Annotated in this window: 6 protein-coding genes and 2 pseudogenes; 2 read left to right on the forward strand and 6 right to left on the reverse strand. The window is 65.6% G+C overall.

Features of this window, described 5'->3' with window-relative positions; translation table 11 throughout:
* A pseudogene (locus ACLP9N_RS09485) lies at window positions 1-229 on the forward strand (SDR family oxidoreductase); the annotation flags it as partial.
* A 7-nt stretch (window positions 230-236) separates the two neighbouring features.
* Here the strand turns inward: ACLP9N_RS09485 and ACLP9N_RS09490 are convergent.
* From ACLP9N_RS09490 to ACLP9N_RS09515, 6 genes and pseudogenes are all read right to left on the reverse strand, one after another.
* Window positions 237-3,554 carry a protein kinase domain-containing protein gene (locus tag ACLP9N_RS09490; RefSeq protein WP_442407168.1) on the reverse strand — a complete coding sequence of 1,106 codons (3,318 nt, stop codon included), beginning with the start codon at window positions 3,552-3,554 and terminating at the stop codon, window positions 237-239.
* Window positions 3,555-3,661: 107 nt separating this feature from the next.
* Window positions 3,662-4,504, reverse strand: coding sequence for a 3-oxoacyl-ACP reductase FabG (fabG, locus tag ACLP9N_RS09495; protein WP_442407169.1), 843 nt, complete (start codon window positions 4,502-4,504; stop codon window positions 3,662-3,664).
* 53 nt (window positions 4,505-4,557) lie between these two features.
* On the reverse strand, window positions 4,558-5,976 hold the full coding sequence (locus ACLP9N_RS09500) for a phytoene desaturase family protein (protein ID WP_442407170.1): 1,419 nt from the start codon (window positions 5,974-5,976) through the stop codon (window positions 4,558-4,560).
* Complete coding sequence (locus ACLP9N_RS09505) at window positions 5,973-7,790, reverse strand: DUF3556 domain-containing protein (protein WP_442407171.1); 1,818 nt, start codon at window positions 7,788-7,790, stop codon at window positions 5,973-5,975. Before ACLP9N_RS09505 ends, ACLP9N_RS09500 begins: the two co-directional genes overlap by 4 nt.
* 52 nt (window positions 7,791-7,842) lie before the next feature.
* Window positions 7,843-9,309 carry a class I adenylate-forming enzyme family protein gene (locus tag ACLP9N_RS09510; protein ID WP_442407173.1) on the reverse strand — a complete coding sequence of 489 codons (1,467 nt, stop codon included), beginning with the start codon at window positions 9,307-9,309 and terminating at the stop codon, window positions 7,843-7,845.
* A 393-nt stretch (window positions 9,310-9,702) separates the two neighbouring features.
* Window positions 9,703-11,360 (reverse strand): annotated as a pseudogene (locus ACLP9N_RS09515) (ABC transporter ATP-binding protein/permease); the annotation flags it as partial.
* Window positions 11,361-11,705: 345 nt separating this feature from the next.
* Here ACLP9N_RS09515 and ACLP9N_RS09520 point away from each other — a divergent pair.
* On the forward strand, window positions 11,706-12,545 hold an 840-nt coding region (locus tag ACLP9N_RS09520), incomplete at its 3' end, for a PucR family transcriptional regulator (RefSeq protein ID WP_442407172.1).

Consider the following 12,545-nt stretch of genomic DNA (forward strand, 5'->3'; position numbering starts at 1 on the left):
CGACGAGGCGATGGGCCGGGCCCGCAAGCCGGAGGTGTACTCCGACGCCGCCTACGTCATCCTCAACAAGCCCGCCCGGGAGTACACCGGCAACACCCTGCTGTGTGAGGACGTGCTGGTGGAGTCGGGTGTCACCGACTTGTCGGTCTACAACTGCGTGCCCGGTGGAGAACTGGGCGTCGACTTCTGGGTGGACGGCGTCAACCCGCCGGGGTACACCGGGCCCTGAATTTGCTCTACCCGAGTCCCGCATCGACCAGCAGCCGTGAGAGCCCGAGTTCGGCGCACTTGGCAGCGGCTGGCGTCAGTTCTTCTCGGGCGCGCGCTGTCCGGCCGGCGGCCGTGAGCGTTTCGATGAGCAGCAGTTGTGCCTGCAGCGCCGCCAGAGGTCTGCGCTCGCGGTCGATTCCCGCGGCCAGATCAGCGGCCCGTCGGCATGCTTGCTCCCGGTCAGCCGCGGAGTCGCTCGCCGATAACAGGCGGATCCCGGAGTCCTCGTCGAGTTCGGCTGTCATCGTGGCGATTCCATTGCCGTGGGGGATGGTTCGCGGCGATCGCAAAACGGCAGCAACCGCTTGCGGGAGCTCGATGCCCAGCCGGACGCGCTCATTGTTGATCCTTGCGGCAAGACGCGGCAACCGCAGCTGCTGTGCGGCGGTCGCGCCAGCGGCCAGACGCTCGACCGCGGACCCGCGATCCCCCTGTGCTGCCTTGATCCGAGCACCGATCACATACCTGGCGGCCTGGTAATCCACAATGCCGCCGTCGGAGCTCAGCAGATCGCCCTCATCCAGTAGGCGCCCTGCCTCGACAAAGTCGTCAGTTTCGTAGAGCGATTCGCCGAGAAGCGCACCCGCGAGCCGTGCCGCGTGCGAGTGGCGTCCGACGCCCATGGCGATCTCGTACGCTTCTCGGAAATTCTTCAGGGCCTCTCGAATGTTGAGCTGATACCTGGCGGCGATGCCAGCCAAACAGCGTCCATAAACGGCGGTGAACGGTCCCATCGCTTCCTGATAGGGCGCGGCACGCTCAAGCAGCCGGTGGGCGGCATCGAAGTCGAAGCGGTAGATCGCGGCGAACGCGGCGGCATTTCCGGCGACCCCGGGCACCCACGGATGCAGCGTGTCCGGTCTCGACATTGCCTCGGCCACTAAATCGTCTACGCGCTCGATCCGATCGGCGAAGGCTTCGGCAACCGCTCGCACCACGTCCGCCTCGGCCCGCAAATCGGACCGTGTCGCCTCGGAAAGGTCCGTGCGACCCAGGGCCGCCTGGAAGCGGTCCAGCGCGACGTCGGTCAACTCCGGACGTTGCAACAGGATGTTTGCCCACGCAATCACCAACTGGAGCCGAGGTCGCCCCATCACCAGATCGGGTGACAGTTTCTTGACGATCCCGAGCAACGTGGTCATTTTCGATTGTTCGAGCAGTCTTGTGCCATCCAGCTCGACGAGATCAACCGCGTGGGCAGGATCGCCCGCAACCAACGCATGGTCGACGGCCTCGTTGAGGTAGCCGTTTTCGGCGAACCACACCGATGCGGTGTGTTGAAGTTCTTCGACCCGGTCGGGGTGGTCCCGTTCGAGTCGGCGGCGCAGAAACTCGGCGAATATGTGATGGAAGCGGAACCAATTCGGGTCGTCGTCGACCCGCTGCAGGAACAAACCGCGCTGCTCGACCTGTTCCAACATCGCCTGCCCATTCGTCGCGCCCGCTAGCACACAGGCCAGCCCGCCGCAGGTGCGCTCGGTGATCGAAGTCATCAGCAGAAATTCGCGCACATCGGGTTCAAGGGTGTCGAATACGTTCTCGGCCAAGAAGTCGCCGACCACATCGCTGGCACCGGAAAGCCGGGCCAGCAGGCTGTTCACGTCGCGACCGCCGCGCAGCGACAACGCGGCCAACCGCAGGGCAGCCGCCCACCCGTCGGTCGATGTGGTCAACGCCTCGACATCCCCGCCCGATAGCTGTAGGCCGCCCACATCGTTAAGGAACGAGAAAGCCTCGTTGATGTCGAAACGCAAAGCACGGGAATCGATTTCGATCAACTCATCGCGCATCCGCAACCTGCTCAGGGGTAGTCCGGCGCGAGACCAGCTCGTCACGATGATCTGCAGATGATGGCATCCGTTGTCCAACAAGAAACCGAGGGCAGCGATGGTTCGAGTGTCAGACACGCGGTGCCAGTCATCGATCACCACCGCAATCCGGTCGTCTTTTTGGTGGATTTCCTCGATGAGCGAGGTCAGGACATAGCGGGTCGCGTCGCCGCCGTGCTGGTCCAGCACCTGCCCCAATGACTCGGCCAGAGCGGGACGGACCCGCCGGATCGACTCGAGCAGGTGCGCCAAAAACCACACCGCATTGTTGTCGTCGTCATCGACCGTCAGCCAAGCGACCGCGACACCGCCGCGCGAGAGTTCCTCGCGCCACTGCGCCGCCAGCGTGCTTTTGCCGAACCCCGAGGGCGCGTGAATGAAGATCAGCCGCCGCCGTCCGCCAGCGCGAAGGACATCGATGACGCGGCTGCGAGCGACCAGTGATCTGGTGGGGACGGGGGGCCGGTATTTCGTCGCGGGTGTCGGGGGCGTGGTCGCGGAATCCGAGCGAACAGGCTTGAACGCGGGCGATTTTCGGCGCTCCACGCCCAGGTCGACCGGATGGGCCATCTCGTCGACGGCGACACCGCTATGGTGCTGAATCTCACGAAGCTCGTCGCCGAACTCGGCTGCGGCGCTTGGACGATCCGCCGGATCCCGCGCCATCGCCCGCTCGATGATCGCGGCCACCTCAGTTGGTAATCCCTGTTCACGCAGGTCCGGGATAGGTTGTGAGGTGATCCGCAGGAACTGAGCGACCACCTGTTCGCCGGCGCGGCGTTGGAAGGCGGCGTGGCCGGTCAATGCGCAAAACAATGACGCGCCCAGCGAATACACATCCGATGCCGGCATCGGCGCTGCGCCCTCGAGCACTTCCGGGGCGGTGAAAGCGGGCGAACAGGTGATCAACCCGGTCGCCGTCTGGAAAGCCCCGGCGATCCTGGCAATTCCGAAGTCAGTCAGCTGCGGCTCACCGTAGTCGGACAGCAGGATGTTGGCGGGCTTCACATCGCGATGCAATATGCCCGCGCCGTGCGCGACCTCGAGCGCGCCCGCGAGCTTCACGCCGATGCTGAGCGTCTCGCGCCAGTCGAGGGTTCCGTGCCGGCGGATCACCACCTCCAGCGAATCCTTGGCGTGGTAGGGCATCACGATGAACGGCCGGCCACTGTCCAGTACGCCGACCTGAAAAGCGTGCACGATGTGCGGGTGTCCCGAAAGGCGGCCCATGACGCGCTGCTCGCGCAGGAAGCGGGCAAGATTGTCCGAGTCAAGACCGGCGGTCAGCACCTTGACCGCAACGGCGCGGTCCAGCATGGGCTGAGCGCAGCGGTAAACGACGCCGAAGCCGCCATGCCCGATCTCTTCGACGTCGTCAAATCCCGCCTGGCCCAGTTCCGCGGCGATGCCAGCGATCAGATCCCGCTGCTTTGCAAGCGGATCGACGTCGGCCATCGACGCTCACTATCCTCACCCTGGAGGCCATTCACCTCCAATTGATCGACTGATAACTCACCATATCGCCGACCAGCGCGGGCGCCTATGAGATTGCTGCTGGCCGGTCACATGTCCATACCACCGTTGACACTCCACACTTGTCCAGTGATGTAGGACGAGGCATCGGCGGCCAGGAAGTGGACAACGCGGGCGACTTCTTCGGGCCGGCCCGCACGGCCGACGGGGATCTGGCCGGTAAGTTTCGCCATCACCTTCTCGGGAATGCCGGCGGTCATCTCGGTGCCGATCAGTCCGGGTGTGACCGTGTTGACCGTGATGCCGATTCCGTCATCGGTGCGCTTGCCCGATTTTGCGAGTTGGTATGCGGCTTCCTTGGCCAGCGTCTTGGTCAACCCGAACAGCCCGGACTTAGATGCGGCGTAGTTCGCCTGGCCGATATTGCCCGTCTCACCGACGACGGACGACACGTTGACGATGCGCCCCGAACCCCGCTGCACCATGTGAGCCAGCGCGGCCTGGGACATGAAGAACGCACCGGAGAGGTTCACGGCGAGCACGGTGTACCAATCCTCCTCGGTCATCGCGGCGACCGTCTTGTCCATGGTGATGCCCGCGTTGTTGACCAGGATGTCCAGCCGGCCGTGGGTTTCGATCACTTCGGCGATAGTGCGGCGGCAATCGGCGGCCGATCCGACGTTGCCTTGATGGGCCGATGCCAAGGTGCCGTGGCGGCGGGTGGTCCGGGTCAGCTCGGCGGCGAACCGTTCGGCGCTCTCCTGATTGCGGCTGTAGCCCACCGCGACCGTGGCGCCCTGGTTAGCCAGGCTGCGCGCGATCGCCGCGCCGATACCGCGGGTGCCGCCGGTGACGAAGGCCGCCCGGCCGGCCAGCTTGGGTGTGGCGGCTGCGTTCATGGCCAGCTGCTCGGTTTCCAGAATTGTTGTCATGGGTGGTGTCTCCTAATCGTGGAATCTTGCAGTGATTTTCGATATCGAGTCGGTCACCGTTGGCCGAGCTCGTGTAGCGCGGATTGGGCGGCGTTGGCACCGCACATGCCATGCGCGCCCGGGCCCGGCGGGGTGGCCGCCGAACAAATGTACATGCCCGGAATGCCAACTCTGTACGGCGACAGCGTGATTCGCGGCCCGAACGTGAGTTGGCGGATATCCTTCGAACCAGTCATGATGTCGCCACCGACGTAATTGGCGTTGTACGAGGCCATTTGGGTGGTGGTCCGGGTGGTGTGGCCCACGATGCGGTCGCGGAATCCCGGCGCGAACCGCTCGATCTGGGCGATGATCGCCGCGGTGGCGTCACCGCTGTAGCCGTTTGGCACATGGGCATACGTCCACACCGGATGGACGTCGCCGACGGAGCGCCCCGGGTCAGCCAGATACTGCTGGCCGACCAGCACGAACGGTCGCTCGGGCATGCGCCCGGCGTGAATGTCGCGTTCGTTGGCCGCCAACTCGGCCAACGAGCCGACGACGTGCACGGTGCCGGCCCGACGGGCGTCGGCATTGGTCCACGGCACGCCGCCTTCGACGGCGAAGTCGACCTTGAACGCCCCCGGGCCCTGCCGGAAGCGCCGGTAGGCACGGGCCACGCGCGCCGGCAGGCGATCACCGAGAATGCCGGCGACGGCCTCGGGCGCCAGGTCGAACATCGTCACGTCGGCCGGCGGCAGTTGTGAGGCTGCCGCGACGCGGGTGCCGGTCTCGATCTTGCCGCCCAGATCGGCCAGCAGCGACGCCAGCGCGTTGGTGATCGACTGCGAGCCGCCGGCCGCCACCGCCCAGCCATGGCGATGGCCGGCGGTGATGATGCCCAGCCCGATCGCCGAGGTCATCGGATAGTGCAGCGGCCGGAATGCATGTGCGGCGACACCTCCGAACAACGCTCGCGCCTTAGCGGTACGAAACCATTGGGCGAGGGCCGACGCCGGCAGCACCGTCGGTGCACCGAAGCGCGCCAGCACCATCGGGTGGTGCGGGAGCCGCAACAGCGGGCCCATGATGTCCTCGGACAGCGCATCGAACCTCGCCGACGACCAGCCGAACAGCGCGCGCCACCGTGACCCGTCGGGACCCAGGCCCGCCGCGGTGTCGTCGACCGAGCGGTATAGCGCTCCAGCGCTGCCGCCATCGAGCGGATGGACACAGTCGATTTCGGGTAGCCGCCACGAGAGGCCGTAACGACCCAAGTCGAGGCCGGTGAGAAACGGCGAGCCGACGGCCATCGGATGGATCGCCGAGCAGTGGTCATGCAGCAGGCCCGGCAGGATCGCCTCGCTGCTGCGAGTGCCGCCGCCGATCTCGTCGGCTGCCTCTAGCACGGTCACCTGCACGCCGGCTTTGGCCAGGGTCACCGCGGCGGCCAGGCCGTTAGGCCCGGCCCCCACGACGATCGCGGTGCTCACGCGAGGACTCCTTCCTTGTGAACCTGTCCGTTGTGGATCACGGCCTGCACTGCCGGTGCCTTATGCGCCGCCCAAGTGACCTGGGTGGGAATCGGGCCGTTGGGCAGCCAGGGCTGCTCAGCGACAGCGTCGGCGACCTTCCAGGTGCCGCGCTCGATTACGCCGAGCGCGGCGTCGATGACCTTGTAGTGCTGGACCTTGCTGCCCCAACCTTGCGACTCCACCCACGCGACCACCAGCTCACCTGGCTCGAACCCGACCTCTCGCTGCACGGCGGCGATGAGGTCTTCGTTATGCAGGTGTCCGTCACCGAAGTTGAACCCGATCAGCGAGTTGCAGGTGAACTCCGCCTCGCGAACTATGCGGGTGTCGATGTCGGGCAGGTTCTTCAGCAGCACCGAGAACAGGCCGCGGCCCTGGCTGTGCATGGTGCGCCAGGCGAGAGTCGACTGCAGGGTGATCTCGGCCCACTGCGGCTCGTAGCCAAACTCGATGAACTGGTCGAGCTGGTTTTTCGCGGAGCGGGTGACCTTGTCCAGCTTGGCCTCCGCCCCCGGAGCGAACGCCCACACCGCCGAGGCCCAGTTGCCTGCGTACTGGCGCATCGAGGGCAAGAACGACACCTTGTCGGGACGGAAGTTGCCCAGGATCGGGAAGAACAGCAGCGCGGCCACCACCGCCACGGTCAGCCACGGTGAGGACATGTCCGTCACCGCGAAGCCGCGCCAGGCCGGAAAGCCAAGGAACAAAAACATCGTCGCGTAGGCGAACAGCACGTTCCACTCCAACGGCACCGCGATCGGGAACGTCGAGACGATGAACAGATGGAACGCCACCATGAGCACCGCGGCAGGCACCGTGAGCCACGGCCACGGCGAGAACAGCAGGATCAGCGGGGCGATGATCTCGACGGTGGTGCCGGCGGCGTGCGCCATCAGGTCGGCCACCCGAGACGGGCGCAGGTCGCGCGGGAAGTCGCGGTAGTGCGCCCTCTTGACCCACTTGAACGGAACCGACGGGCTGTTGCTGACCATCGGCGGGATGACGTTGGCGAAGTGCTTGCCGAACTTCGACACCCCGGCGCCCACCCAGACCACCACGATGAGCAGCTTGAGCGCGATGATCATGTCGGTGAACGGGAACACCGCGAAGATGATCAGCGCTGGCAGGTACTGCTCGCCGCGTGCGCCCAGGAACACCGTCTTGTCGCGCAGGCCCATCAACACCAGCAGCAAGATCGGCGCGATGAGCAGCGCCGGGTTGACCAAACCGGAGGTGTTGTGGGGCATCACCGCCGACAGCGAATCACTGTGCACGCCGGGCGAAAACAGCGCAACCGCGACGCTGATCAGCAGCGTGACATACAGTGCGACGTCGAAACGGGTGCGCCGGTCACCGGCGGTGAAGGGCACCCACTTCCACGGCCGTAGCCGGATGGTGCCCGGGCGCGCCCAGAATAGGATGCCCCCGGTCATCGGCTTGACCTTGCCGGCCAACGGACCCCACGATCCGGCCACGTTCAAGAGCTCAAGCAGCACCGTCCACAAGATGGTTTTCTCGTACACGATGGGCTGGTTCCACCACTGTGAGACGTGCCAAAACGCGGGCAGCCCCGACGTCAGCGTGGCCACCAGAATCGCGCCCAGGGCGTAGAACAGCACCAGCTTGGTGATGTAGATGGTGTGAATCATCCGTGGCGATCCGAAGCCGTTCTCGGCCCAGTTCAGCGCCAGGATGCGCATCCGCTCCATCAGCGGCTTGCGCAGGAAGGTGTCCGGATCCACGTCGGGGAATTCGGGTTTGGTGAAGCTCATGTCTGCTCTCCTATATGTGTGTTGGGTGAGTGGTGGATGGTTGTGGTTGGGTTCAGTGGGTTATGGCGAGCCGTTGCCGCAAACTGCGTTTGTCGAGCTTGCCGACGGCATTTTTCGGCAGTTCGTCGAGGATCGTGATCTCAACGGGCAGTTTGTATTTCGATAACGACTCGTGCAGGTGCTCGCGGATCAGGTCGACTTGGATTTGCTTGCCGGGATGCAGCGAGACGAACAGCACCGGCTCTTCGCCGTAGACCGGATTGGGCCGGCCGACGACCGCGGCTTCGGCTACCTGCGGCCACTGGTGCACCACCGCTTCGATCTCGCGCGGGTAGATGTTCTCCCCGCCGCGGATGATCATGTCCTTCGCCCGGTCGACCAGCACCAGGTAACCGTCCTCATCGAAGCGCCCGATGTCTCCGGTGTGCAGCCAGCCGTCGACGATCGTCTCGGCGGTCTCCTCCGGCCGGTTCAGATAGCCGCGCATCACGTTGGGGCCCTTGATCACCACCTCGCCGGCCTCGCCGTCGGCTACCGGTCGCCCGGAGGCGTCGACGAGCCGAATCGTCTGGCCGGGCAAGGGCAGTCCGACGGTGCCCGCCTTGCGCTTCCCGTTCAACGGATTGACGGTGCTGGCGCACGATCCCTCCGACAGACCGTAGCCTTCGATAATCGGGATGCCGTAGCGCGATTCGAACCGCTCCAACAACTCCACACTGGCCGGCGCGGCACCGCAGATGGCGAACCGCACCGACGAGGTGTCGGGTTTGACGTCCTCGGGCAGCCCGGACAGCATCGTGTAGATCGTGGGCACGGCTGAGAAATACGTGGCGCCGCTCTGTTCGACCCTGCTGAAGAACGTCTTGGGGCTGAATCGGCCGGCGACGGTGATGCGCCCTCCGGCCAGCAGCGGCGAAACAGTGCCGATGACGATCCCGTTGACGTGAAACAGCGGCAGGATCAGCAGGCTGTGGTCGGCACCGGTCAGCGCGAACACGTCGATTACGTTGCGGCACATCGCGATCAGGTTGGCGTGGTCGAGCATCACGCCCTTGGGCCGGCCCGTGGTTCCGCTGGTGTAGATCAACAGCGCCAGCGCGTCGTCGTCAAGGTGCGCCGGGTACAGCGGCCCGTCGGCGGGTTGCGCTGTCAAGTCGCTGGCGATGACCACCTGCCGTCCGCCGGTTTCGAACTCGGGCACGGTGTCGACGATCAACACTTCGGCGTCGGCGTCGGCAAGCTGATACTGCACTTCTGCCGGTCGCAGCGAGGGATTGATAGGCGTGACCGTCGCACCCAAGCGCCACGCCGCGAACAGCGATACGACAAAGCTGGCCGTATTGGGCAGCATGATCGCCACTACGTCGCCGCGCGATACGCCAAGTTGGCGAAGTGATGCGCCCGCCCGGCGCACCGCCTCCAGGAACTGGCCGTTGGTCAGGCTGATGTCGTCGTCGGCGACAGCAGGCTTCTCGGGATCCTTTGCCGCCCGCAACTCGGGCAGTGCCCGCAGGTTCATGTGCGCTCCTGGATGGGTTTGGGAAGGTGACATGCGACAAAGGTAGGAGTTCAAGTGAGCCGCGACATCGTCGTTAACCGATGAAGATAGGTCTGGCTGTTGTCCTCTGAAGACAGCGCGGCCGCCGCAATCGACATACGGTGCAAACGGCTATCGGTCGCTCCCTATAGAGGACATCCCCGGGCTGCCTGTGGGGACGGGGTTAGTTGCTGGCGCGAGTGTGGAGAAAACGCGGAGGCGGTCGTGGACCTGCACGAGGTGGATTTCCGCGGATAGTCCGAAAACCTGCCTGGCGCAAGGGGATCCGCCCAAAGGGCCATGGGTGGACATCGCGCAGATCCACGCGCACGGGGCCACGCTCGGGCTCGATAGCGGCTGGACGGCGCGTCTCATTTACCCGTGGGTCAGGCGGATCTTCCACCGTACGAAGCCGGCGTAGAACAAGCTGAGGACGGCAAGCATGGCCATATCGAACAGCCACGCCGACGGCTTGTGTATCCAGTGCGGGTCCTTGGGGCCCAGCGGCCTGGGTTCGAGCAGGGATAGGTCGGTTGTCGAGGCCGCGGCGGCGAAACCCCAGCGGGCCGGTGTCGCCCACGACATCTGGTCGAGCACCAGCCGGTCGGTCACCGGGATCATGCCGCCGGAGAACACCAGCTGCGCCATCACAGAGACCACCAGCATCGGCATGATCGGCTCGTTGGACCGGGCCAACGCCGATAGCGCCAGGCCCAGGATGGCCGAGACAACGCAGGTGGCGGCGATATCGACGAACAATTCCGCGGTGGAACTGCCCAGAAGTACCGCACCCCGGGTCGGTGCGCCCTTGCCACACACCACGATCACGGTCAAGACCGCCGACTGAATTACTGCTGCGGTGCAATACACGCAGATCTTGGCCAGCAGATACGCCCACGTCGACAGCCCGACGGCTTGTTCGCGCCGGAAGATCGCGCGTTCGCCGATCAGGTCGCGAATGGTCAGCGCAATGCCCATGAATGCCGCGCCGATGTTGACCAGCCCCAGGATCCGGCCCGGCTCGTCGGGGGTGTCTCCGAGCGGATTGGGGATGCCGAATCCGACGTGCCCGGGCACGGCCAGCGAGAGCAAGCCCAGGATGAATGGAAGCACCGCCAAAAACGCGAAGTAACCGCGGTCGGACACGATCAGCCGCACTTGGCGGCGCGCGATCGTGGAGAACTGTCGCCAGACACTGGTGCGCGCCGGCTTGCCGGGGTGGGCGGGCTTGTCGGACTGCGCTGGGGCGGGCAGAGCTGTGGCGCGCTGCCGGAAGCTGCGGTGCACCGCGTCGGGGTCGGCGCCGACCTGCGTGAAGATGTCGGCCCAGTCGGTGGTGCCCATCGCGGCGCCGATCTCGCACGGGGGCCCGCAGAACGCGGTCTTGCCGCCGGGGGCCAGCAGCAGCACCTGATCGCACACATCCAGGTAGGTCAGCGAGTGGGTCACGACGACGACGACACGGCCGGCATCGGCGAGCTTGCGCAGCATGGTCATCACCTGCCGGTCCAGCGCCGGGTCCAACCCCGAGGTGGGTTCATCGAGGATCAGCAGCGACGGGCCGGTCAGCAGCTCCAGCGCCACCGATGCGCGTTTGCGCTCCCGCCGGACAGGTTGTGCACCCGGGTCTGCGTGTGATCCGTCATCTCGAGTTCCGCGAGCACCTGAGCGGCCACCAGGTCGCGGTCTTCCTTGCCGGTGTCCGGCGGCAGCCGCAGCTCGGCCGCATAGCCGAGGGCCTGCTGGACAGTCAGCCGGCAGTGCACCACGTCGTCTTGGGGCACCATCCCGATCCGGCTGCGCAGCGCCGCGTACGCGCCGTGGATGTCATGGCCCTCAAAGGACACCGCGCCCCGGGTCGGCCGCATCGCCCCGGCCATCACCTTCGCCAGAGTCGACTTGCCTGCACCCGAGGGCCCGATCACCGCCGTCAGCGTGCCCGGCTGCGCAGAGAACGACACATCGTCCAGCAGGGTGCGCCCGCGCTCGATGGTCAGGCCGACCCCGCGGACCTCGAGGCCCCTGATGCCGGTGGCCGCTTCCGCGACCTCGACGTCCTCGGGGATGACGATGTCGCAGTCGGCGGCGAGCAGGTCCATCTCCATGGCGTCGAGCTCGGTGTCGTCGGGCGCAAAGTCAGTGCTGATCACGGTCAACGGATGTCCCCTTTCAACGGCGGCGCGATCGTGCTAGTGCCGGCCCGAATACTTTGCCGCTGCCTGGCGGCCGCGACGTGATGTGCGACAACGCTACGAATCGGCGTGAGGCTTGACACCGTCGTCGTTCGATGAAGAAGCGTCCGGCTCTTGTCACCCGAAGACAAAGTCCGCACATGCAATTGCGCACCAAGCAGTAACCGGAGGATCTACCGTCGTAGGGTGAGCAATTCGCGCGTCAACAACAAAGTCGATGTGAGCCGCTACGTCGCCGAGACCGCAGCCCGGCTCAACGATCGACTCGCCGAGGTGGCCTCGCAGATCCGCCGTTCCCTGGAAGACGACATCCCCGAGCTGCGGGGAGACGCGGGCCTGGTCGAGCTGCTCGGCGCCAGCGTCGAGGGAAACGTGGACACCATCGTGCACTCATTGCGGCACGACATCGCGGTGGAACGTGTCGAGGCACCAACTGCGGCACTCGAATACGCGCGACGGCTGGCGCAACGCGGCGTCCCGGTCAACGCGCTCATCCGTGCTTATCGTCTCGGCCAGCGCCGGCTGAACGAGATCGTGTTCAGCGAAGTACGCGCGCTCGATATCGAGCCATCGGTACGTCTTACCGTCATCGAGGCGATCGGCGCGATGCTGTTCGAGTACATCGACTGGATTTCTCAGCAGGTGGTCGTCGTGTACGAAGGCGAACGCGAGCGATGGCTGGAGAACCAGAACAGTGTTCGCGCTCTGCGGGTTCGGGAGATTCTGGCCGCAAAGAGCACGATCGACGTCGATGCGGCAACCGACGCGCTCGGCTACCCGATCCGATGGCATCACCTGGCGATCGTCGTGTGGTATCCCGACGCGGGGACCGAAGGCAACGAACTCGCCCGGCTGCAGCGGTTCGTTCGCGACCTGGGCAATGCGGCCGATGCCGCGGGCAGTTCGCTGTTCGTCGCCGCCGACCGGATGTGCGGATGGGGGTGGTTGCCGTTCCGCGCCGCGGCTTGCGATGCCGTCGAGAAGGTCCGTCGGTTCACCGCGGGGCATCCTGGTTCGCCCAGTGTC

The organism is Mycobacterium sp. (assembly GCF_052144515.1).
GTDB lineage: Bacteria > Actinomycetota > Actinomycetes > Mycobacteriales > Mycobacteriaceae > Mycobacterium.

What these genes read in the sequence shown, in the direction of transcription:
- ACLP9N_RS09510 (WP_442407173.1), bottom strand. Translation starts at nt 9,309, where the DNA reads ATGAACCTGCGGGCACTGCCCGAGTTGCGGGCGGCAAAGGATCCCGAG.
- ACLP9N_RS09490 (WP_442407168.1), bottom strand. Translation starts at nt 3,554, where the DNA reads ATGGCCGACGTCGATCCGCTTGCAAAGCAGCGGGATCTGATCGCTGGC.
- ACLP9N_RS09505 (WP_442407171.1), bottom strand. Translation starts at nt 7,790, where the DNA reads ATGAGCTTCACCAAACCCGAATTCCCCGACGTGGATCCGGACACCTTC.
- fabG (WP_442407169.1), bottom strand. Translation starts at nt 4,504, where the DNA reads ATGACAACAATTCTGGAAACCGAGCAGCTGGCCATGAACGCAGCCGCC.